18 protein-coding genes are annotated in these 21,185 nt (G+C 71.5%); 11 read left to right on the plus strand and 7 right to left on the minus strand.

Going from position 1 to position 21,185, the window contains the following annotated elements; genetic code table 11:
• Window positions 1–120: 120 nt before the first annotated feature.
• The 6 genes from ACGFW5_RS27450 to ACGFW5_RS27475 all read left to right on the plus strand — a co-directional run bounded on the left by ACGFW5_RS27450 (window position 121) and on the right by ACGFW5_RS27475 (window position 9,237).
• Window positions 121–1,404 carry a sensor histidine kinase gene (locus tag ACGFW5_RS27450; RefSeq protein ID WP_393836964.1) on the plus strand — a complete coding sequence of 428 codons (1,284 nt, stop codon included), beginning with the start codon at window positions 121–123 and terminating at the stop codon, window positions 1,402–1,404.
• Window positions 1,405–1,421: 17 nt separating this feature from the next.
• A complete protein-coding gene (locus ACGFW5_RS27455) occupies window positions 1,422–2,054 on the plus strand; it encodes a response regulator (protein ID WP_393836999.1) in 633 nt (210 codons plus the stop codon).
• A 112-nt stretch (window positions 2,055–2,166) separates the two neighbouring features.
• Window positions 2,167–3,984 (plus strand): methylmalonyl-CoA mutase family protein, encoded by a 1,818-nt coding sequence (locus ACGFW5_RS27460; RefSeq protein WP_393836965.1) that lies wholly within the window; start codon window positions 2,167–2,169, stop codon window positions 3,982–3,984.
• On the plus strand, window positions 3,984–6,158 hold the full coding sequence (scpA, locus tag ACGFW5_RS27465; RefSeq protein WP_393836966.1) for a methylmalonyl-CoA mutase: 2,175 nt from the start codon (window positions 3,984–3,986) through the stop codon (window positions 6,156–6,158). Before ACGFW5_RS27460 ends, scpA begins: the two co-directional genes overlap by 1 nt.
• Window positions 6,155–7,138 (plus strand): methylmalonyl Co-A mutase-associated GTPase MeaB, encoded by a 984-nt coding sequence (gene meaB, locus ACGFW5_RS27470; protein WP_393836967.1) that lies wholly within the window; start codon window positions 6,155–6,157, stop codon window positions 7,136–7,138. Before scpA ends, meaB begins: the two co-directional genes overlap by 4 nt.
• A gap of 203 nt (window positions 7,139–7,341) precedes the next feature.
• Window positions 7,342–9,237 carry an FAD-dependent monooxygenase gene (locus ACGFW5_RS27475; RefSeq protein WP_393836968.1) on the plus strand — a complete coding sequence of 632 codons (1,896 nt, stop codon included), beginning with the start codon at window positions 7,342–7,344 and terminating at the stop codon, window positions 9,235–9,237.
• Window positions 9,238–9,291: 54 nt separating this feature from the next.
• On the opposite strand, the gene ACGFW5_RS27480 is transcribed toward ACGFW5_RS27475, so the two are convergent.
• Entirely contained in the window at window positions 9,292–9,645 is a 354-nt protein-coding gene (locus ACGFW5_RS27480; protein ID WP_393836969.1) for a VOC family protein, read from the minus strand.
• Between the two features lie 573 nt (window positions 9,646–10,218).
• Here ACGFW5_RS27480 and ACGFW5_RS27485 point away from each other — a divergent pair.
• Both ACGFW5_RS27485 and ACGFW5_RS27490 read left to right on the plus strand, forming a co-directional pair.
• Window positions 10,219–10,809: a hypothetical protein gene (locus ACGFW5_RS27485; protein ID WP_393836970.1), complete on the plus strand. Its 591-nt coding sequence runs from the start codon at window positions 10,219–10,221 to the stop codon at window positions 10,807–10,809.
• Window positions 10,810–10,966: 157 nt separating this feature from the next.
• Window positions 10,967–11,791 carry an SAM-dependent methyltransferase gene (locus ACGFW5_RS27490; RefSeq protein WP_393837000.1) on the plus strand — a complete coding sequence of 275 codons (825 nt, stop codon included), beginning with the start codon at window positions 10,967–10,969 and terminating at the stop codon, window positions 11,789–11,791.
• Here the strand turns inward: ACGFW5_RS27490 and ACGFW5_RS27495 are convergent.
• The 3 genes from ACGFW5_RS27495 to ACGFW5_RS27505 all read right to left on the minus strand — a co-directional run bounded on the left by ACGFW5_RS27495 (window position 11,788) and on the right by ACGFW5_RS27505 (window position 13,665).
• A complete protein-coding gene (locus tag ACGFW5_RS27495) occupies window positions 11,788–12,720 on the minus strand; it encodes a helix-turn-helix domain-containing protein (protein WP_393836971.1) in 933 nt (310 codons plus the stop codon). The genes ACGFW5_RS27490 and ACGFW5_RS27495 overlap by 4 nt on opposite strands.
• A gap of 89 nt (window positions 12,721–12,809) precedes the next feature.
• Window positions 12,810–13,046: a DUF397 domain-containing protein gene (locus ACGFW5_RS27500; protein ID WP_393836972.1), complete on the minus strand. Its 237-nt coding sequence runs from the start codon at window positions 13,044–13,046 to the stop codon at window positions 12,810–12,812.
• Window positions 13,047–13,290: 244 nt separating this feature from the next.
• A complete protein-coding gene (locus tag ACGFW5_RS27505) occupies window positions 13,291–13,665 on the minus strand; it encodes a VOC family protein (protein ID WP_393836973.1) in 375 nt (124 codons plus the stop codon).
• A 188-nt stretch (window positions 13,666–13,853) separates the two neighbouring features.
• Between ACGFW5_RS27505 and ACGFW5_RS27510 the strand changes: the two genes are divergently transcribed.
• Window positions 13,854–14,294, plus strand: a complete 441-nt coding sequence (locus ACGFW5_RS27510) for an OsmC family protein (protein WP_393836974.1) — start codon at window positions 13,854–13,856, stop codon at window positions 14,292–14,294.
• Window positions 14,295–14,552: 258 nt separating this feature from the next.
• Here the strand turns inward: ACGFW5_RS27510 and ACGFW5_RS27515 are convergent, their stop codons facing one another.
• Together ACGFW5_RS27515 and ACGFW5_RS27520 are read right to left on the minus strand one after the other, a co-directional pair.
• The gene (locus ACGFW5_RS27515) at window positions 14,553–15,512 is read right to left on the minus strand and encodes an SDR family NAD(P)-dependent oxidoreductase (RefSeq protein ID WP_393836975.1); all 960 of its coding nucleotides are present in this window, start codon (window positions 15,510–15,512) and stop codon (window positions 14,553–14,555) included.
• Window positions 15,513–15,902: 390 nt separating this feature from the next.
• Window positions 15,903–17,360 (minus strand): APC family permease, encoded by a 1,458-nt coding sequence (locus tag ACGFW5_RS27520; RefSeq protein WP_393836976.1) that lies wholly within the window; start codon window positions 17,358–17,360, stop codon window positions 15,903–15,905.
• A 359-nt stretch (window positions 17,361–17,719) separates the two neighbouring features.
• On the opposite strand from ACGFW5_RS27520, the gene ACGFW5_RS27525 reads away from it, so the two are divergent.
• Window positions 17,720–18,361 carry a class I SAM-dependent methyltransferase gene (locus ACGFW5_RS27525; RefSeq protein WP_393836977.1) on the plus strand — a complete coding sequence of 214 codons (642 nt, stop codon included), beginning with the start codon at window positions 17,720–17,722 and terminating at the stop codon, window positions 18,359–18,361.
• A gap of 144 nt (window positions 18,362–18,505) precedes the next feature.
• On the opposite strand, the gene ACGFW5_RS27530 is transcribed toward ACGFW5_RS27525, so the two are convergent.
• Entirely contained in the window at window positions 18,506–19,705 is a 1,200-nt protein-coding gene (locus ACGFW5_RS27530; RefSeq protein WP_393836978.1) for a serine hydrolase domain-containing protein, read from the minus strand.
• 440 nt (window positions 19,706–20,145) lie between these two features.
• Here ACGFW5_RS27530 and ACGFW5_RS27535 point away from each other — a divergent pair, with 440 nt between their 5' ends.
• The gene (locus ACGFW5_RS27535; protein ID WP_393836979.1) at window positions 20,146–21,093 is read left to right on the plus strand and encodes a LysR family transcriptional regulator; all 948 of its coding nucleotides are present in this window, start codon (window positions 20,146–20,148) and stop codon (window positions 21,091–21,093) included.
• The last annotated feature ends 92 nt before the right edge of the window (window positions 21,094–21,185 follow it).

The following is a 21,185-nucleotide window of genomic DNA, read 5'->3' on the forward strand; positions in this document are numbered from 1 at the left end:
GCACGGAGGCGGGGCGGCGCATTACGGCGGAACCGACACCTGGGGTAGGGCCAGGCATACCTCCGTTCCTCCCTCTGGACGGATGGCGTCGGCCGGGGCGGGCCTTCTACGGTGATCGCCATGCACCCTCGGAACGTGTGGCAGGCCGTCGCCCGGCCGAACTTCCTGCTGTCGCCGTGGCCATGGCGCTCGGTCGCCTATCTGCTCACCGGCGCGTTCATGGGCGCCGCCACCTTGCTCGCGATCGTGGTGCCGGCCGTGCTGGGCGGCGTCCTTGCCGTCGTCGGGGTGGGGCTGCCGCTGCTCGTCGCCACGGCCCTCGCCGGGATACCGGTGGCCGCGCTGGAGCGGCGCAGGCTGCGTCTGATCGACCGGAAACCGGCGGCCGACCAGCACGAGCCGCCCGGTGACGTGGGGCTGCGGGCATGGCTGACGACACGCCTCACGGAACGGGCGACCTGGCGCGAGCTCGGTTACGCCCTGCTGTTCGCGGGGTGTCTGTGGCTCGTCGACATCCTCACGTTCACGGTCGCACTGCTGCTTCCGCTGTCCATGACCCTGACACCGCTGCTCATGGCCACCGTGGGCGACGGCCGCGAGACCAAGGTGCTCAAGCTGGTGACGGTCACCACCTGGCCCGCGGCGTTCGCCGCCGCCGTGCTCGGGCTCGTCCTCCTGGGCCTCGGCGCGTACGTCCTGGCGATCGTCGCCGGCGCCCGCGGCCACCTGACACGCCTTCTGATCGCCTCGCCCGAGAGCGGGTTGGGGGCGGAGCTGGCGGACGTGACGCGGTCCCGTATGCGGCTCGTGGACGCCTTCGAGACGGAACGGCGGCGCATCGAGCGGGACTTGCACGACGGCGCTCAGCAGCGGCTGGTGGCGCTCACCCTGACGCTCGGTGTGGCCCGCCTCGACGTACCGCCGGGTCCGCTCGCCGAACAGCTGGCAAGGGCCCACGAAGAGGCGGGCCTGGTACTCGCCGAGCTGCGCGAACTGATCCGTGGAATCCACCCCAAAGTCCTCACGGACTACGGTCTGTGCGCGGCGGTCGACGATGCCGCGGACCGCTCGGCGGTCACCGTCGACACCGACGTCGAACTCCCCGGCCGGCTGCCCCCTTCCGTGGAGTCCGCCGCGTACTTCGTGGTCTGCGAGGCGCTGGTCAATGTCGCACGGCACAGTGGGGCGGACCGTGCGCGGGTGAGCGGCAGGCATCGCGAGGGACGGCTGTTCCTCACGGTGTACGACGAAGGCCGGGGCGGCGCGGACCCCGCCGCCGGGAGCGGGCTGGCCGGACTCGCCGACCGGGTGTCGGTCCTTGATGGAAGACTCTCCCTGTCCAGCCCGCCGGGCGGACCGACCCTGTTGCGTGTGGAGTTCCCTTGCGAGCCGACCGACCGATGACGAGAGCGCTGCGCATAGTGCTGGCCGAGGACAGCGTGCTGCTCAGGGAAGGGCTCATCGGGTTGCTCGGCCGCTGCGGACACGAGGTCGTGGCAGCCGTCGGCGACGCCGAAGCCCTGATCGTCGCGGTCGACGAGCACGCGCCGGACATGGTGGTGACGGATGTGCGCATGCCTCCCGGTTTTGCGGACGAGGGGCTGCACGCGGCGGTCCGGCTGCGCGAGCGGCGCCCCGACCTGCCCGTGGTGGTCCTCAGCCAGTACGTCCAACGGGCCTACGCCGCGGAACTCCTGGACTCCGGCGACGGATCCGGCGTCGGTTATCTCCTCAAGGACCGCGTCGGCCACATCGAGGCGTTCATGGACGCGCTGGGCGAGGTGGCGGCCGGTGGCACGGTCGTCGATCCGGACGTCGTGCGCCACCTGCTGCGCCGCCGCCGCGATCCGCTGGAGCGGCTGACCCCGCGCGAGAGAGAGGTCCTGGCGTTGATCGCGGAAGGCAGGTCGAACAGCGCGATCGCCGGCGAACTGGTGGTGTCCGAGGCCGCCGTGGGCAAGCACATCGGCAGCATCTTCACCAAGCTGGATCTGCCCCCGGCGACCGACACCCATCGCAGGGTGCTCGCGGTCCTCGCCTTCCTGCGGGCGTGACGCGCGGCACGACGGGCGCGCGTCGAGGACGCCGAGGTCATGGCGCCAAAGAGGTCAAGGTCACAGCCCTGCCCCCTGCTGCTCCTTTGTGGAACTGACCTAGCATCCGAGCATGACGGTCCTGCCTGACGACGGGCTCTCTCTGGCCGCCGAGTTCCCTGACGCGACCCTTGAGCAGTGGCACAGCCTCGTGGCTGGTGTCCTGCGCAAGTCGGGCAGGGAAACCTCCGGCGTGGCAGCGGAGGACGCCCTGTCCACCGCGCTGGAGGACGGGTTGCGCACCCGGCCCCTGTACACCGCGCACACCACCGCGCCCGAAGCCGTGTCCGCCGGTTTCCCCGGCTTCGCGCCCTTCGTGCGGGGGAGCCGCGCCGAGGGGAACACCGCGGGCGGCTGGGACGTACGCCAGCAGCACACGGTGGGCGACGGCGCCACGGTGCTCGCGGACCTCGAAAACGGGGCCACCTCGCTGTGGCTGGTGCTCGGCGAGGGAGGCTTCCCCGTGTCCCGCCTCGGCACGGTGCTCGACGGGGTCTACCTCGACCTGGCATCCGTCGTCCTGGACGCGGGACGCGATGCCGAGGCCGCCGCGCAGGAGTTGCTGCGGCTCTACGAGGAGCGGGGCGTCGCCAAGGAGGCGGCGCGCGGCAGCCTCGGCGCCGACCCGCTGGGCCACGAAGCCCGTACCGGCGAGGAGTTGGACTTCCAGCCCGCCGCGTCCCTCGCGCTGCGGTGCGCCGAGCAGTACCCGGGCCTGCGGGCGCTGACCGTGAACGCGATGCCCTATCACGAGGCCGGAGGTTCCGCCGCGCAGGAGCTCGGCGCCTCCCTGGCGACCGGCGTCGCCTATCTGCGTGAGCTCACCGATGCCGGGCTGAGTGTGGAACAGGCCTGCGCGCAGCTGGAGTTCCGGTACGCGGCCAGCGCGGACCAGTTCCTCACGATCGCCAAGCTGCGGGCCGCGCGCCGGCTGTGGGCGCGGGTCGCCGAAGTGTGCGGGGCGCCCGCCGCCGGGGCGCAGGTCCAGCACGCCGTGACCTCACCGGTGATGATGTCGCGCCGCGACCCCTGGGTGAACATGCTGCGCACCACGGTGGCCACCCTGGCGGCCGGAGTGGGCGGCGCCGACGCCGTCACCGTGCTGCCCTTCGACCACGCGCTCGGCCTCCCCGACGCCTTCGCCCGGCGCATCGCCCGCAACACCTCGACGATCCTGATCGAGGAGTCTCACCTGTCCCGGGTGATCGACCCGGCGGGCGGTTCCTGGTACGTGGAGCGTCTGACCGATGAACTCGCCCACGCGGGCTGGGAGTTCTTCCGCCGGCTCGAAGGGCTCGGCGGCCTCGCGGCGGCCCTGCGCTCGGGCCGGCTCGGCCAGGACCTCGCGGACACCTGGCGTAAGCGCGGCGCGAAGCTCGCCAACCGGCGTGAACCGATCACCGGGGTCAGTGAGTTCCCGAACCTCGCCGAACGCCCCGTCGAGCGCGAACCCGCGCCCGCCCGGCCGTCCGGCGGCCTGCCCCGCGTGCGGCGCGACGAGGCGTACGAGGAACTGCGTGCCCGCTCGGACGCCCACCTCGCGGCGACCGGATCCAGGCCACGCGTCTTTCTGGCCACCCTCGGCCCGGCGAGCGCCCACACCGCGCGGGCCACGTTCGCGGCCAACCTCTTCCAGGCCGGCGGCATCGAGTCCGTCACCGACGGCACGTTCGAGGACAGCGGCGCGACGGAGGCCTGTCTCTGCTCCAGCGACGCGGTGTACGAGGAGCAGGCCGAGGAAGCGGCCCGGTCCCTCACACAAGCCGGTGCGCGGCACGTCTTCCTCGCCGGCCGCCCCGGGCAGCATGCCGCAGTGGACTCCTACGTCTTCGCGGGCTGCGACGCCGTCGCCGTGCTCACCGCCACCCTCGACCGCATGGGAGTGTCCTGATGGGAATCCCCGACTTCTCCGGGATCGAGCTCGGGACGCCGGCCGTCGACGGCGGCGCCGAACAATGGCGCACCGCCGCCCGGGCGGCGACGGACGGTGGCGAACCGACGTGGGAGACCCCCGAGGGCATCGCGGTCAAGCCGCTGTACACCGACCGTGACCTGGAGGGCGTCGACTTCCTCGACACCTATCCCGGTGTCGCCCCGTACCTGCGCGGGCCCTACCCGACGATGTACGTCAACCAGCCGTGGACGATCCGCCAGTACGCGGGCTTCTCGACGGCCGAGGAGTCCAACGCCTTCTACCGCCGCAACCTCGCGGCAGGGCAGAAGGGCCTGTCGGTCGCCTTCGACCTGCCCACCCACCGCGGATACGACAGTGACCACCCGCGGGTGACCGGTGACGTCGGCATGGCGGGCGTGGCCATCGACTCCATCTACGACATGCGGCAGCTCTTCGACGGCATCCCGCTGGACCGGATGACGGTGTCGATGACGATGAACGGCGCCGTGCTGCCGGTGCTCGCGCTGTACATCGTGGCGGCGGAGGAACAGGGCGTGCCGCCCGAGAAGCTGGCCGGGACCATTCAGAACGACATCCTCAAGGAGTTCATGGTCCGCAACACCTACATCTATCCGCCGAAGCCGTCGATGCGGATCATCTCCGACATCTTCGCGTACACCTCGCAGCGGATGCCCCGCTACAACTCGATCTCCATCTCCGGCTACCACATCCAAGAGGCCGGTGCGACGGCCGACTTGGAGCTCGCGTACACGCTCGCGGACGGAGTGGAGTACATCAGGGCCGGGCGTGAGGCGGGCCTGGACGTGGACGCGTTCGCGCCCCGGCTCTCCTTCTTCTGGGCGATCGGCATGAACTTCTTCATGGAGGTCGCCAAGCTGCGGGCGGCGCGCCTGCTGTGGGCCAAGCTGGTCAAGCAGTTCGACCCGCAGAACACCAAGTCCCTTTCGCTGCGCACCCATTCGCAGACGTCGGGCTGGTCGTTGACGGCGCAGGACGTGTTCAACAACGTGACGCGTACGTGTGTGGAGGCGATGGCGGCGACCCAGGGACACACCCAGTCGCTGCACACCAACGCCCTCGACGAGGCGCTGGCGCTGCCCACCGACTTCTCCGCCCGCATCGCCCGCAACACCCAGCTGCTCATCCAGCAGGAGTCGGGCACGACCCGGGTCATCGACCCGTGGGGCGGCAGCGCCTACGTCGAGAAGCTGACCCACGACCTCGCGCGCCGTGCCTGGCAGCACATCCAGGAGGTGGAGGCGGCGGGCGGCATGGCCAAGGCCATCGACGCGGGCATCCCCAAGCTCCGTATCGAGGAGGCGGCGGCGCGCACCCAGGCGCGCATCGACTCCGGTCGCCAGCCGGTCATCGGCGTCAACAAGTACCGGGTCGAGACCGACGAGCAGATCGACGTCCGAGCCGTCGACAACTCCTCCGTGCGCACCCAGCAGATCGAGAAGCTGCGCCGGCTGCGCGCCGAGCGCGACGAGCGGGCCTGCCAGGACGCGCTGGACGCGCTGACCCGCGCCGCCGGGGGCGAGGGCAACCTTCTGGAGCTGGCCGTGAACGCGGCCCGCGCCATGGCCACCGTCGGCGAGATCTCCGACGCCCTGGAGAAGGTGTACGGCCGCCACGCGAGCCAGATCCGTACCATTTCCGGTGTCTACCGCAACGAAGCAGGTGAATCCCCCGCCGTGGAGCGCACCCGGGCCCTGGTGTCCGACTTCGAGGAGGCCGAGGGCCGCCGGCCGCGCATTCTGGTCGCCAAAATGGGCCAGGACGGCCACGACCGGGGCCAGAAGGTGATCGCCACCGCCTTCGCCGACCTGGGCTTCGACGTGGACGTGGGTCCGCTGTTCCAGACGCCCGGTGAGGTCGCCCGTCAGGCCGTCGAGGCGGACGTCCACATCGTCGGGGTCTCCTCCCTGGCGGCCGGCCACCTCACCCTCGTACCGGCGCTGCGGGAAGAGCTCGCCGCGGAGGGGCGCGAGGACATCATGGTGGTGGTGGGCGGTGTGATCCCGCCGCAGGACGTGCCGACGCTGCTGGAGATGGGTGCGGCGGCCGTGTTCCCGCCCGGGACGGTGATCCCGGACGCGGCCCACGACCTGGTGCGGCGTCTTGCGGTCGGCCTCGGGCACGAGCTGTGATCGATGTCGACGCCTATGTGAAGGGGGTCCTCGACGGGAAGCGGGCGCTCGTCGCGCGCGCCATCACCCTCGTCGAGTCCACCCACCCCCGGCACCGGGCCCTGGCACAGGAACTGCTCACGGCGCTGCTGCCGCACAGCGGCAAGGCGCGGCGGATCGGCGTGAGCGGTGTGCCGGGTGTCGGCAAATCGACGTTCATCGACGCGTTCGGGACCCGGCTCACCGCGGCCGGGCACCGGGTCGCGGTGCTGGCGGTGGACCCGTCCTCCAGCCGCACCGGCGGCTCGATCCTGGGCGACAAGACCCGGATGGAGCGCCTGGCGGTCGACCCGGCGGCGTTCGTGCGCCCCTCCCCCACCGCCGGCACACTCGGCGGCGTCGCGAAGGCGACCCGCGAGTCCATCGTGGTGATGGAGGCCGCGGGCCATGACGTCGTGCTGGTGGAGACGGTCGGCGTCGGCCAGTCGGAGACCGCGGTCGCGAACATGGTCGACTCCTTCCTGCTCCTGACGCTGGCCCGCACCGGCGACCAGCTCCAGGGCATCAAGAAGGGCGTCCTGGAGCTGGCCGACGTGATCGCCGTCAACAAGGCGGACGGCCCGCACGAACGCGACGCCCAGTCGGCGGCACGGGAGTTGGCGGGCGCGCTGCGCCTGATGCACGGCCCGGACGCGTTCTGGGCGCCGCCGGTACTGAGCTGTAGCGCCCGCGAATCGCAGGGCCTCGACACCGTGTGGGAACGCCTGGAACAACACCGTGCCCTGATGGACTCCACCGGCCGCCTGGCCGCGAAACGCCGTGACCAGCAGGTCGACTGGACGTGGACGATGGTGCGCGACGAACTCCTGGGCCGGCTGCGTTCCGACCCGGCCGTCCGCGCGCTGGCTCCCGCCCTCGAACAACAGGTCAGGGACGGGGAGTTGACGGCCACGCTCGCCGCCGAGCGGATTCTGGGCACCTTCGGGGGAGCGCGGGACTGACGTCGTCCCGATCCGTCGCGCCGAGCCCCTTGCGGGTGCGGCTCGTCGCACGGGACCGACGTCGTCCCGAGCCCTCGCACCGAGCCCCTTGCGGGTGTGGCTCGTCGCGCGCTCGGTGTCCGGCTCGCCTCGCCGTCCGCGTGGCTCAGGGCGACAATGGAATACGGATCGCGTCCGGGGGCCCGCACACCGGGGAGGCACCCATGGCACATACCGACACCCCCTCGGCGCTGATCGTCGGCGCAGGCCCGGTCGGTCTGAGCGCGGCGGCCGAGCTCGCCCGGCACGGAGTGCGCTGCCGGCTCATCGACCGCTTGCCGGCCAGGCTCCCGTATGCCAAAGCCGTGGGCATCCAGCCGCGCACCCTGGAGATCTGGGACCGGATGGGTCTGGTGCGCGACGTTCTGGAGGCCGCCGTCCCGTTGCGCGGTCAGCTGACATACGTCAACGGCGCCGAACAGGCACGCGTCGACCTCGCCCTGCCGCCCGAAGTACCGTACGGATTCGCCGCGTTGCCGCAGTACGAGACGGAACGCCTCCTGGAGGAGTACCTGACGGGGCTGGGCACGGTCGTCGAACGCGGCACCGAACTCCTGTCCTTCCATCAGGACAAGGACGGGGTGACCGCGCTGCTGAGTACCGCGTCCGGCGCCCAGGAGGAGTTCAGGACACGCTATGTCGTGGGCTGCGACGGCGCGCACAGCACGGTGCGCAAGGGGCTCGGGCTCTCCTACGAGGGCGGGGCGTTCCCCCAGGAGTTCATGCTGGCCGACGTCGAAGTGGACTGGGACCTGCCGCCCAGCTACAGCGTGCGTTCCAGCCATCATGCCGAAGACGGCTCCGTCGACGACGTCCTGGTGTGTGTCCCGCTGCCGGGCGCTGCCCGGTACCGTCTGTCGATGCGGGCCCCCGCAGACCTGTCGGCCGAACTCGCCGGCCGGCGGTCCGTGCAGCGGCCGGACCAGGACCTCGCCGCGGCGACGGCGGGTACGGACGCGGACGCCGACGACGTGGCGCACGGCCTGGGTGGGGCCGTCGGCGCCCCGGAGCTGTCCGACATCCGCACCGTCGTGGACCGGTTGGCCCCCGCCTCGACGACCCTGTCCCGTATGCGCTGGTCCTCGGTGTTCCGCATCAGCCATCGGATCGTGGACCGCTACGGCGAGGGACGCGTCTTCGTCGCCGGCGACGCGGCCCACATCCACCCGCCGACCGGCGCCCAGGGTATGAACACCGGCATCCAGGACGCCTGCAACCTGGCCTGGAAGATCGCACTCGTCGTCCGGGGCGCGGCGGCCCCCGCCCTGCTCGCCAGCTACGACGCCGAGCGCCGTCCGGTCGGCGAAGAGGTCGTGGGACGCACGGTGCGGCATGCCGTGCACGGCGTCCAGGCGGCCCCCGGTGACCCGGAGTCCCTGATGCTCCGCGAGGCACAGTTGCTGGTGGGGTACCGGGGCGGTCCGCTGGCCGGCAGCCCGTACGGACCGGCCGACGCGCCCCAGCCCGGCGACCGCGCGCCGGACTGCGGCGGGCTGGCCGCACCGCCCCTGACCGCCTACCGGCTGCGTCTGCTCGACATCCTGCGCGGGTGCCCGGGGCACATCGTGCTCCTGTATCTGCCCGTCCCGGCCGATGCGGGATCCCCGGCCGAAGCCACCGCGGCGAGCGAGGCCGCGGAAGCCGCCGAAGCCGCCGAAGCCGCCGAAGCCGCCGAAGCTGCCGAAGCTGCCGAAGCTGCCGAAGCCGTCATATCGGCCATCGCTCTCGGGGCGGGGGGCTTCTCCCCCGCACGCCCCGGGTCGCGTACCGTCGCGATCGTCGCCCCGGCCAGGAGCGCCGACGTGTCCGGTACGGCACCGGACCTGTGGGACCCGACATGGTTGCCGGTGCCCGGATACCTGGACGCGGCGGGCGAGTTCGCGCGGCTCTACCGCCCCGAGGGGCCGACCGGCTTCGTCATTCGTCCCGACGGACAGCTGGGCGCCCGCTTCCCGTTGTCCCACGCAGGAAAGGCCCTGCGCGACTACCTCACGGCCCTGTCGGTGTCCACACCCCGGCCGTCGCCCGCCCCCGCTCGCGCACAGGGCGCGGCCACATGAACGGCCTGCGTACCTGGGGCGTTCGGCCGCACCACGGACACGCCCCGCCCACGCTCAGGGGTGACTGAGGACATTGATCACCCGGCCGTTCGGGTCGCGCACGAAGAAGCGGCGCACACCCCAGTCCTCGTCCGTCAGGGGATGGACGATCTCGGCGCCCCGCTCCACCATCGCCCGGTGCACCGCGTCCACGTCCTCGACCTCGATGCTCACGTCCGGCGCGACGGGAGCCGTCCGGTCCTTGGACATCAGGCTCAACTGCACGGCGGGGTTGTCCGTTGAGGCGAGCGTGACGATCCAGCCGTGATTCATCACTTCCTCGAAGCCGAGCGCACCGTAGAAGTCGGCGCTCTCGGCGAGGGCCGGGCCTTCGGACTGGAAGTTGGGAACGATCCGGCGAACGTACATGGGCCACTCCATGGGGCGGGGGAACATGCGAACGCCTCACGCTACCCAACCCGTTCGGGCGGTGCAGGTGTCGCAGCCGAAGCCGCCTGCGTCGCCTGCGCCTGCGCCTGCGCCTGCGTGAAATTGCGGGAAGCGTTGGTGACGGTGTTCCTATGTTCATACGTTCGGGTTGCATCGGGGTGCGCGTACGGAGGCCGGCTTGCACAAAGAGCCGACGCCGTCGCCGCGAAGAGCACCGGTTCCTGATCGAACCTGACCTCACGCGATCAGACGGACCCGGCCCATGACTGCGGGCGACAGCTACGGGGCGGATTGGGACGATGGGAGAGGGGTGCCGGGAGAAGTTCCCGTTCCACTTTCAGGGATTTCCTGTCATGGCAACGCCGACGCGGTGCTGATTACCTGCGGATCACCCGCAGGTGGTCCGCCGCCGGGTGCCCCCGGCGGGGCGGCTGCGTTCGTGGCCCATGTCCGGGCTGCCCGCAGGAGGGCCGCCACGGTTTTCGGTCATGGTGCGAGAGCCGCCCGGCGGGCCTCATCGGACCCTGCCCACCCCGCCCGCGAGGAGCCGCGATGCCATCGGGACGGTTCCACCACCCCTCAGAACTCCGAGACCTGCCGCCCCGCCGCCTCGATCCTGGCCGGCGCCCCGGCGCCTGCGCGTTCGGAGCGGCGAACGCTCGGCGGGTCGCTTTCGACGCGTTCCGCACGCGGTACGCAGGCATCTACCTCCGCTACGCGCGGGTCCGGCTGCACAGCGTCGAAGCAGCGGATCTCACCGTCCGGGCCGCGCTGGAGAACCTGGCGGCCCGCTGGCACATCGTGCTGCGGGAAGCGTCGCCGACGGCGGCATGCTGGTCACTGATCACCTCGTACATCGCGGCGAGAGCCCAAATGCCGCTGCTTGGCGAGCAGTTGACGCCGGAGCAGACGGACATGCTGGTGCTCCGCTACCGCGTTGGACTGTCGGTGGCCGACGCGGCGGCGGTGATGGGGATGGATGTGCCGGAGTTCACCGTTCGGCTCGGCGGCGCGATACGCCTTCTCACCTCCCGCACGACACCCCCGCCCTCCGCATCGCCGGCGTCCTGGGCGTCCCCGGCATCCCGCGTCCCCCTCTCCGTAGGGGATGAGCCGCGCGGCGAACGCGGGAAACGGCGCTGACAGCTCCCCCGGACCACGGCCACTCCCCCTCCCCCGCCGTCCGGTTTGCTCCCTCGTGCGCCCCTGTCACCCCCGAGCGGACTGGTCGACGCCCCGCGCCCGCTTCTACCATGTCTCTCCTGTCAACCGGCAGTGTGCGCGGCCCGGTTGGGCACGGCTGCGCCTGAAGAGGGAGAGAGCCATTTCCATCGATGTCAGCACCCCCAGCGTGGCGCGCATGTACGACTTCCTCATCGACGGGACCGACAACTACGAGTCGGACCGGGCCGCATGCCGGACGCTTTTGGAGATGGCGCCGAGCACCCGGGAACTCGCGCTGATCAACCGGGCCTTCCTGGTCCGGTCGGTGCGCTACCTCGCCCAGGAGTGCGGCATCCGCCGCTTCCTCGACCACGGCTCCGGGCTGCCCACCCGCCCCAACGTCCATCAGGTCGCCCAGGAGTCCCAGCCCGAGGCCCAGGTCGTCTACATCGACAACGACCCGCTCGTGCACGCGCACGGCCGGCTCATGCTCGCCGAGGACCTGAAGACCACCGCGGTGATCGAAGCGGACATGCGTGACGTCGACGGCAACTTCCAGCGCCCCGAGGTGCGCCGGCTGATGGAGGAGGGCGAGCCGGTAGCCGCCCTGTTCGTGTCCGTCCTGCACTGCATTCCGGACGACGACGACCCCTGGCGGCTGGTCGAGCAGGTCGCCGACCGGCTGCCCGACGGCAGTTACCTGGTCATCTCGCAGCTCACCAGTGACAACGCCCAACTGCGCGAGAGCGTAACCGAGTTCATGCGCCGGGCGACCGGTGGCACCTGGGGACGCGTACGCTCCACGGCGGAGGTCAGGCGCTACTTCGACGGTCTCATCCTTCAGAAGGCCGAGGAGCCCGTCGAGGTGTCCACCTGGTACCCGGACACCGACATCGCGCCGCGTCAGGCCACCCAGGAGTGGATCGAGTACGGCGGGATCGGCAAAATCGTCCGGGGTTAGCGTTCGTCGGCGAAGCCCCTGATGAGCCGGTCCAGCCGGGTCAGCGTCTCCTCCTTGCCGAGACTGTGCTGGATCAGCTCCAGCATCGACGCGGCATGCAGGTCGACATCGGCGGCGGCGCTCAGCCAGGCGCCGCCGCTGTTCATCCCTTCCCTGTAGACCATGTCGGGCTCGCCCGGCGCCGCGAACTTGAAGACGGTCATCGCGACGGTCAGCGGACACACCTTCTCCCAGGCCCGGTCGGTGAAGATCCGGATGTACACCCGGTCGCGGTTCTCCGCCAGGTTGAACAGGTGCCGCAACTGCCCGCGCATCACCTTGCGGCCGCCCACCCACGCACGCAGGGCCGCCTCGCCGATCACCGCCGAATAGTCCGGCGCCTCGGGTGATTCCAGCAGCTGCTGGCGGCGGCGCCGCACCTCCCACCGACGCTCGATCGTCGGGTGGTCCGGCCTGCCGAGGTAGGGGACCTGCATGATGGCGCGGGCGTAGTCGGGGGTCTGCAACAGCCCGGGCACCAGTGAGCCGGAGTACGTACGGATCTCCTTGGCGGCGCACTCCACGGTCATGAGCTCGTCCAGCGACGTGTCCACCACATCGCGGTAGTCCGTCCACCACCGGCCCTGATTCGCGTCGTTGAACAGGCGCGTCAGGGTCCGCACCGACTCCTCGTCGGCACGGCCGTAGAACGTGGCGAGCCGCACCACCGTCGACAGGTCGGGCCTTGCGGCCCTGCTGCCCGTCTCGTACCGGCTGAGCATCGACGTCGAGCTGATCACCCCGGCGGCCACCACGTCCTTGCCGCGCAGCTGCTTGGCGGCCCGCATCGCCCGCAGCTTCATTCCCAGTACGCGCGCGGGCGGCGCGGCGCCCAGGAGCTGGTTCTCCGGCTCCTCATCCGGAACCGGATCGAGAACGCGTGCGGCCACCCTGATTCCTCCCACACACGGCGACCGTCGCCGGTACCCGCCCATCCTGAGGAACCAAGGTGGCCACCACAACCCGCGTCCGGGGTCTTTCAGCCAACCATCCCGTCGAACTCGCCCTTCCGCGCCCCGTCGAGGAAGGCCGCCAGCTCGGAGGAGGTGAAGATCAACGCCGGGCCCGCGGGGAAGCGGGAGTTGCGCACCGCCACCTCGCCGTCGGGAAGCCGCGCAATTTCGACACAGTCGTTGTAGGCGTCGCTCGCTGTCGCCTTCACCCACACCGCGCCCGTGATCTCCTCAGCTCGCACCCCGTTGTCGTGGATCGCCATCTGCGGCCGCCTTCCCTCGCGTGACCTGCGCTGTGCCCGTGCCGGCACCGCGCATCGTGGGGCTCCCGGGGTCCGGCGGCGCAGGCAGGTGCCCCGCCGCTGAAATTTCAGGGCCCCCAGGAGTGCCGCCGATCGTAGCGAGGTCGCCCCGGAGCCCGGTGTCCCTCGAAAGTGGGCAATTCCCGTCCCTGCACCGGGTTTCAGTGCCGGTGTTCCGGGCTCTGCCGTGCGGAGCCCGGCGGATTCAGTGGAAGCAGAGGCAGAACGGATGCCCGGCCGGGTCCGCGTAGACCCGCCAGTTGGCGTCCGACTGGATCTGGTCCGTGCGCTCAAGCACGGTCGCACCGAGGGCGATGGCCCGCTTCTCCTCGCCGTCCAGGTCGTCCACGTCGAAGTCGAGATGCAGCTGCTGCGGACGCTGCTGGCCGGGCCACTCGGGGGCCTGGTAGCCCTCCACCCGCTGGCAGGCGAGGGGCGTCCCCTCGAAGCCGTGGACCTCCACCCAGTCGGGATCCGACGCGTCCGCGACCACGCGGCCGCCGAGCAGTTCCGCGTAGAACTGCGCCAGCCGTCCCGGATCGGCGCAGTCCAGCGCGATCGCCTGCAACTTCCGAATCATGTCCCGACGCCCTTCGCTCATGGCCGCTTTCGCGACGCCCTGTACAGCAAGCCCCGTACCCCATCACTGCGGGGCGGATGCGCGGACCGTACGCCGTACGCCGTACGACTGCCGCGTCGCGTCCCAGTTCTCGGCACTGCGGGCGGGCATGCGGACGGTTCGTGCGGCGTGAGGCTACCGTCGTCGCCATGACCAACGACTCATTGCGTTCCGTCACCATCGAGCGGGCCGGCCCGGGCCGGTTCACCGCGACCAATGCCCGCGGCGGCACGCTGACCTTCAGCACCGGGTCGGGCACCGACTTCACGCCGGTCGAACTCCTCCTCGCGGCGATCGGCGGCTGTACCGCAGCCGATGTCGAGGTCGCCACGAGTCGCCACGCGGATCCGGTCACGTTCTCCCTCACCGTGACGGGCAACAAGGTCGAGGACGAGTCCGGCAACCGGCTGTCGGACCTCGCGGTCGCCTTCTCCGCCGCGTTCCCGGACGGGGCGTCGGGGGACCGCGCCCGCGCGATCCTCCCCCGAGCCGTGAAAACCTCGCACGACCGCCTCTGCACGGTCAGCCGCACCATCGAGGCGGGCACACCGGTCAGCGTGACCGTGACCGACACCCCTACGGACGCCTGATGCCCGAAGTCGGCTGACGTATCGACCAGTTGGGCCCGCCCGCCGACCGGCCGGCGGGCTCCCGAGGCGCCCCGAACCGCGCGAGTGTCCCTCAAGCCGATCACCCCGTGCACCTGGATTGCTCCGGCGCCGGTCACCCCGTGAGCCGGGACGGGCTGCCCGGTGGCCCGGTCGGAGCTGGGGCCGGGGCGCGTGCGGTGCACCCTCGCAAGTGCCTTGCCCGCGCGGCCGCTTGTGAGGCCGGGGTTTGCGCTCGGGTCAGTTGTGAGGGCGGGGTTCGCCGAGGCGGCGGCCGGCGCGGTCGCCGAGCGTGGTGACCCAGCGCGGGAGCCTGGACTGTCCTGCCGCTGCGGCGCCCGGCACGTCACGGCGCGGTCGTTCCCCGGCTTCGGGCAACGCGCGGTCCGCCACCGACAGCAGGCGGGCCATGGAGGCGGGCGCCAGGCCCTGGAGCTTTACGCCGATCTTGGCGGCCGGGGTGAGGACGAGTTCGGGCCTGCCGCGTTCGGCGGCGCGCACGACGGCACGGGCCGCGCGTCCGGCGTCCATGGAGAGCAGAGGCAGCGTGGCTGCCGCGCCGAACCAGCCGTACTCCGCGCCCGGGCGGCCGCTGAACCGGGCCGCCGTGTGCGAACCGGTCCGCATCAGCCCGGGGAACACCGTGGTCACGCTGACGCCCGAGCCCGTGAGCTCGGCGCGCAGTCCCTGGGAGAACCCGGCGGCGGCGAACTTCGCCGTGACGTACGGCAACAGGTGCGGCGCGGCGATCCGGCCGCCGATCGACGAGATGGTCACCAGCGTTCCCTCGCCGCTCCTGCGGAGGTCGGGCAGCGCCGCAAGGGAGAGCCGCACCGGCGAGAACAGCATCGTCTCCATCGCCTCGCGGAAGTCCTCCTCCTCGAAAGTCTCCATCGGGCCCACCTGGATGATGCCGGCGTTGTTGACGAGGATGTCCAGCGGCCCGAACCGTTCGTGGACGGCGTCGAGCAGCCGTCGCGGCGCGTCGCCGTCGGTGATGTCGCAGGGGAACGAGGCGACCGCGCCCCCCGTGGTACGCAGCTTCCATTCCGCGGCGGCCAGCTCCTCGGCACCCCTGGCGCAGAGCATGACACGACAGCCCCGGGCGGCCAGCTCCCGGGCGATCAGGAGCCCGAGGCCCCGCGAGGACCCGGTGACGAGTGCGGTGCGGCCTTCGAAACGATTCCGTCGAGGGTTCATGCTGCGCTCCCGGGGGTGAGGTGCGGTGTGCCGCCCTGTGGCAGAGGTGTGCCGCCGTGTGGCAGCAGTCATGAGGCCAGGTGTGCCGCCGCTCTCCCGGTTCCCGTCGGCGGCGTTCCTACACGGGGCGGCGTGGAGGGTCCGTACCGGCCCCGGCGCCGTTCCCTCGTACTGCGGCCCCGTGGACGAGCCGGGGCGCTCCAGCGCGGTACGGGTGCGCGCACCGTGGACGAGCCGGGCGCGCCGGCCCGGCACGGTCCGCGTCTCGCCTTCGGCCTTCGGTCCCGTACGGCGCACTGGGCCTCCCTGACCACGACAGCGCGGATCGTCCCGGCCCGCAACCGGCCGCCGCATCGTCACATCGGCCGCACCGACCGTTCGGGCAAGTCGTCAGTCCAGCGCCGTGCCCGTGTCCCGCGGCTGCGTCGCGGTCTCGGGCACCCCGGGTACAGCGGATGCCCCAGCGGTCTTGGATGCCCCAGCGGTCTCGGACGCCGCCGCCTCCGCCTCCGTGCGCTTGCGCCGGGAGACCACTGTGGAGACGAGCCCGAGCGCCGCGCCGACGGCCAGCAGGACGAGGCCGCGCAGCCACACCGCCGCGTCGACCTGGGTGGCGAGCAGCACGCAGGAGAGGGCGCCCAGGACCGGGATCAGCGCCGGGGCACGGAAGTGGTCCGGGTTGCCCGAGTGATCGCGGCGGCGCAGGACCAGGACCGCGGTGTTGACCGTGAAGAACACGACGAGCAGGAGCAGTACCAAGGTCGCCGCCAGCGTCTCGATGTCGCCGGTGAGGGCGAGCACCAGGGACAGGGCCGTGGTGGCGGCGATGGCGGCCCACGGCGTGCGGCGCTGGGGCAGCACCCGTGTGAGGAATGCGGGCAGCAGGCGTTCGCGGGCCATGCCGAAGGCGAGGCGCGAGCACATGATGCCGGTGAGCAGTGCCCCGTTCGCCACCGCGACCAGCGCGATCGCCGAGAACAGCCATTCGGGTACCGCCCCCGCCGCCCGGACGACCTCAAGAAGCGGTCCGTCGGAGCCGGCCAGGACGCCGGTGGGCACGGCCGCGGATGCCGCCGCTCCGACAGCGGCGTAGATGAGCCCGGCCGTGCCGAGGGCGCCGAAGAGCGCGCGCGGATAGGCCCGCCGGGGGTTGCGGGTCTCCTCCGCCACGTTGACGGACGTCTCGAAACCGACGAAGGAGTAGTAGGCGAGCACCGCGCCACTGAGCGCGGCGGCCACCGGCCCGTGCTCGGGGGTGCCGAGCTGGACCAACCGCCCCGGGTCGCCGTCGCCGCGTACGACGAGCCACACGCCGAGTCCGATGACGAGGAGCAGGCCACTGGTCTCGATGACCGTGGCCACCACATTGGCGCGGGTGGACTCGCTGATGCCGCGGGCGTTGAGCAGGGCAAGGGCAGCGAGGAAGAGCACCGCCACCAGCGCGACGGGCAGGTGCACGAACGCGGTGAGGTAGGTACCGCCGAAGCCCCGGGCGAGGGCCGCCACGGAGACGATGCCGGCCGCCAGCATGCAGAACCCGGTGAAGAAGCCGACGAAGGGGCCGTAGGCCAGCGTCGCGTAGTACGAGGCTCCGCCGGCGCGGGCGTACTTGGTGGCCAGCTCGGCGTACGAGGCTGCAGTCAGCAGCGCGAGGCCGAGGGCGACGGCCAGCGGCACCCACACGGCGCCGCCGGACTTCGCCGCCACCTGCCCGATGAGGACGTAGACGCCTGCGCCCAGGACGTCTCCCAGGATGAAGAAGTACAGCAGCGGTGTGCCGAGCGCTCGCTTGAGCGTGGCCGGGGCCTCGGGCGCGCTCGGCGCCGGCTGTTCTGTCTGCGTGCTCACGTCTGTGCTCAGGCTTTCTTCGTACGTCGGGATATGGGTGCCGGCCCGGGGGCGGCGGGCGGCTTCGCCGGGCGCGGGCCCGGGGGCGTCGCTTTCGCCGTATGACCGCGATGGCCCGGCGCCAAACCCGGGCGTAGGTCCCGCCGCGAGGTGAGGGACCCACGCGGCGGGGGTGACCACGCGGCGCGGGGCGACCCAGGCCGCGCCGCAGGAGGTGCCGCACACCGCTGGGGGCGACCCACGGCGCTGGGGGCGACCCAGGCCGGGGGCGACCCAGGCCGGGGGTGGCCTACTGTCGTCGCACGCACCGATGCCGCAAGGCCCCGCGCGGCCGCATCCTCAGGAACGCAGCCCCCCAGATGACCGGACAGGAGATCCCCATGCCACCGGCCGATCCCACGCCGTACTGGAACACCAACGTCGCCCGGCACCCCGGCATTCTCCGTGCCGTGCCGCCGGGGTGTGAGGCCGCGCTGGATGTGGGCTGCGGGGACGGACTGCTCGCGCGAAAGCTCGCCGAGCGGGCGGAGCGCGTCACGGGGATCGACAGGTCACCGGAGATGATCGCCTGCGCGCGCGAGCTCGCCGCCGACTGCCGCGACCTCGGCCTCACCTTCGTCGAGGACGATTTCCTCGCCGCCGACCTGCCCGTCGGGGGTTACGACTTCATCTGCTCGGTGACCACGATCCATCACATGGACTTCGAGTCCGCGCTTGTGCGCATGCGTGAACTCCTTTGTCCTGGCGGCACGTTGATGGTGGTCGGGTTGGCGCGCGAGGCGGGAGTGCGGGACTGGGCGACCCTGATCGCGGCGGCTCCTGTCGTACGCGTCGCGAAGGTCCTGCGTCACGCGAGGGCGCCGAAGGGCATGCCGGTCGCCGACCCGCGGATGAGCTATGGACAGGTACGTGCCGCCGCACGACAGCTGCTGCCCGGCGTGCGCTATCGCCGCCATGTGCTTCGCCGTTACTCGCTGACTTGGCACAAACCCACCGCCTGAACCGGCCGGGGTGTCGCCGGCCGCCCGAACCGGCCACCGCGCCGCACACCGGCCGGGGCGGCTCCCGGTCCCGCTCGGCGGAACGAAGAAGTCCGGGCCCGTCGGCCGGGCCCGGACTTCACCGACGCGTCACGTCGACAAACCTCAGTTCGCCACCACCGCGCCGTCATAGACGTTGTCCGGGGTGGCGACCGCCGTGATCGCCCGGGCCAGGAGAGTGGACGGCTCCTGACCGTCGACGGTGATGTCCGTGTTGATCATGACGACCAGGGTGGCCTTCTGCGAGGGGAGATAGACCGTCACGGTCTCGTATCCCGGGATGGAACCGTTGTGCCCGATCCACCCGTTGGTGGTCAGGATGCCGAGCCCGTAGCTGGTGCCGGGGAAACCGGTCGGCAGTGTCTTGAGCCGCTGGGCCTGGGTGCGGGGGCTGAGCAGTTCTCCGGTGGCCACCGTCTTCGCCCAGTGCCGCAGATCGTGCAGGTCCGAGATCATCGACCCTGCCGCCCACGCCCAACTGGGGTTCCAGTCAGTGGCGTCGGCGACCTCGCCGCTCAGCGTCTGGTTGGTGTAACCGCGCGGGTGGGGCATCGGGAACTCCGCGCCCCGCGGGAACAGCGTGTTGTCCAGGTGGGCCGGCCGCAGCACCCGATGGTGAATGACGTCGGCCAGCCGGTGACCTGTGACCTTCTCGATCACCAGGCCGAGGAGGATGAGGTTGGAGTTGGAGTACTGGAACTGCTCGCCCGGCGCGGAAGTATTCGGGTGCCTGAACCCGTACGCCAGCAACTCCTGCGGCGTGAAGGGCCGCTTCGGGTCGCTCAGCAGGTCGTGGACGAAGTCCGGGTCGGAGCTGTAGGGAAACAGGCCGCTGCGCATCTCGGCGAGGTGGCGCAGGGTGATCCGGTTGCCGTTCGGCACGCCGTGGATGTACTTGGAGATGGGGTCGTCGAGCCCGATCCGATGGTCGTCCACGAGCTCCAGGAGCGCGGTGACCGTGAAGGTCTTGGTCTCGCTGCCGATCCGGACGTAGGAGTCCGTGGTCATCGGCCGGCCGGTGTCGGTGTTGGCGACGCCGGTGGCACGTACGTAACTTCCCTTGCCCGGCATCCACAGGCCGACGACGACCCCCGGGATGTTCGCCTGCTGCCTGACGTCCTCGATCGCCTTGTCCAGCCGGGCGGTCAGGCTCGGGCCGAGGCCGCCCGGCGCGTAGTCGTCCTGGTCGTGCCGGGCTCCACTCACGGTGCCGTTCGTGACGGCGGAAGCCGGTGTCATCGGGGCCAGAACGGATGCCACCAGGAGCGCGGTGGCGAACAGCCGACGGCGGGGGGTTCGACGCATGCGAGGACGCCTCTTTCAGTCACGGTCATGGGACGGAGTGCAGCATGACCACGGGCCGGCGTCGCGAGGGCCCCCGCCCGAGTCGCCCTGCGGCGAGTCCACCCGTTCGGGGCCACGCGCCATGCGGCACGCGCACCGAGGGCACGCGCCATGCGGGCACGCGCTATAGGGGCACGCGCAAGGGAGCCGCGGGTACGGGCCACGCGTTACGGCTCGCTGCTGCATGCTCCGTCGCGTTAGGGCTCGCTGCGCGCATGCCCCGTCGCGTCGCGAGGGTGGGAATCGGAAGCCGAAGGGGTCACGTGCCGCGCGCTGCCGGTGACAACGCTTCGTTTGAACGCCCGCTGAACACCCGCAGGTGGCGGCCGCTCCGTACGGCACCACGAACAACCCGGCGCTCACAGCCACAACCCTTGGTTGTGGTTGCCTACGATGGGCGCGTGGACACCGAGGCGTTGCGATCGTTTGTCCGGGCGGCTGAGCTCGGACAGTTCCAGCATGCGGCCGACGAGCTGGGCGTAACGCAGCAGGCCGTCTCCAAACGGATCGCGGCCCTGGAGCGCTCGCTGGGGGTGCGCCTGTTCTCGCGTACCACCCGCGGAGTGGAGCTGACGCTGGACGGTCAGGCGCTCCTTCCTCACGCGCGGGGCATCGTTGCCGGCGTCGAGCGCGCCGTCGCCGCGGTCAGGCCGGGCTCCCGCGCCCTGCGGATCGACGTTCTCGGACTGCGGAGCGCGCAAGCCGTTGTCCTGCACGACTATTGGCGCTCCCATCCCGGCATCGACCTCGACGTGGTGACTCTCCGCGCCAACGATCCGCGCGTGGCGGTCGCCGCCGTCGAGGCGGGCGACGTCGACGCGTCGTTCCGCACCGTCACCGACCCCGCCGCGCTGCCGCCCGGCGTCCAGATGATCCACGCGTTCCACTCCCCGCTGGACCTTCTGGTCGGCCCGCGACATCCGCTCGCCGGGGCGCGCAAGGTGACTCCGCGGCAGCTGCGCAAGCACCGGATCTGGGTGCCCGGCATCGCACCAGGGAGCGAATGGGCGGAGTTCTACGACGAGCTCACCACCGCCTTCGACCTGCGGATCGACGCGGCGGGCCCGCACTTCGGCGACGAAGTACTCCTGGACACCCTCGCGGACTCGGCGGACGTGGCCACCCTGGTCGGAGCGCGCGACCGCTACATCTGGCCGACCCACCACGACCTGCGCCGGATCCCCGTGGTGGACCCGATCCTCGCGTACCCGCTCTCACTCATCCTGCCCAGCACCAACCCACACCCCGGGCTCCGCGGGATCATCACCCACCTTGCCGGGCTGCCGGCCCTCCCCCAGACCGCCTGGCTCCCGTCCTGGGCGGTGCCGGGCGCGGCACGACGGGAGTGACGACCCCCGCGCGCGCTCACAAGACCGTCCCGGCTGCGAACCACCCCTCCTCGCCCATGCCGCCAACGCCCTTGGTTGGGCGGCCAGTTGCC

It is taken from the genome of Streptomyces sp. NPDC048416 (assembly GCF_043200435.1).
In the GTDB taxonomy this organism is placed as follows: domain Bacteria; phylum Actinomycetota; class Actinomycetes; order Streptomycetales; family Streptomycetaceae; genus Streptomyces.

Bases quoted from the DNA above. Each gene is read 5' to 3' on its own strand.
- scpA (WP_393836966.1), top strand. From the start codon at position 3,984: ATGGGAATCCCCGACTTCTCCGGGATCGAGCTCGGGACGCCGGCCGTC.
- ACGFW5_RS27450 (WP_393836964.1), top strand. From the start codon at position 121: ATGCACCCTCGGAACGTGTGGCAGGCCGTCGCCCGGCCGAACTTCCTG.
- ACGFW5_RS27500 (WP_393836972.1), bottom strand. From the start codon at position 13,046: ATGGCGATCCACGACAACGGGGTGCGAGCTGAGGAGATCACGGGCGCG.
- ACGFW5_RS27530 (WP_393836978.1), bottom strand. From the start codon at position 19,705: ATGCGTCGAACCCCCCGCCGTCGGCTGTTCGCCACCGCGCTCCTGGTG.
- ACGFW5_RS27510 (WP_393836974.1), top strand. From the start codon at position 13,854: ATGACCAACGACTCATTGCGTTCCGTCACCATCGAGCGGGCCGGCCCG.
- ACGFW5_RS27480 (WP_393836969.1), bottom strand. From the start codon at position 9,645: ATGTACGTTCGCCGGATCGTTCCCAACTTCCAGTCCGAAGGCCCGGCC.
- ACGFW5_RS27475 (WP_393836968.1), top strand. From the start codon at position 7,342: ATGGCACATACCGACACCCCCTCGGCGCTGATCGTCGGCGCAGGCCCG.
- ACGFW5_RS27485 (WP_393836970.1), top strand. From the start codon at position 10,219: ATGCCATCGGGACGGTTCCACCACCCCTCAGAACTCCGAGACCTGCCG.
- ACGFW5_RS27525 (WP_393836977.1), top strand. From the start codon at position 17,720: ATGACCGGACAGGAGATCCCCATGCCACCGGCCGATCCCACGCCGTAC.
- ACGFW5_RS27505 (WP_393836973.1), bottom strand. From the start codon at position 13,665: ATGATTCGGAAGTTGCAGGCGATCGCGCTGGACTGCGCCGATCCGGGA.
- ACGFW5_RS27515 (WP_393836975.1), bottom strand. From the start codon at position 15,512: ATGAACCCTCGACGGAATCGTTTCGAAGGCCGCACCGCACTCGTCACC.
- ACGFW5_RS27460 (WP_393836965.1), top strand. From the start codon at position 2,167: ATGACGGTCCTGCCTGACGACGGGCTCTCTCTGGCCGCCGAGTTCCCT.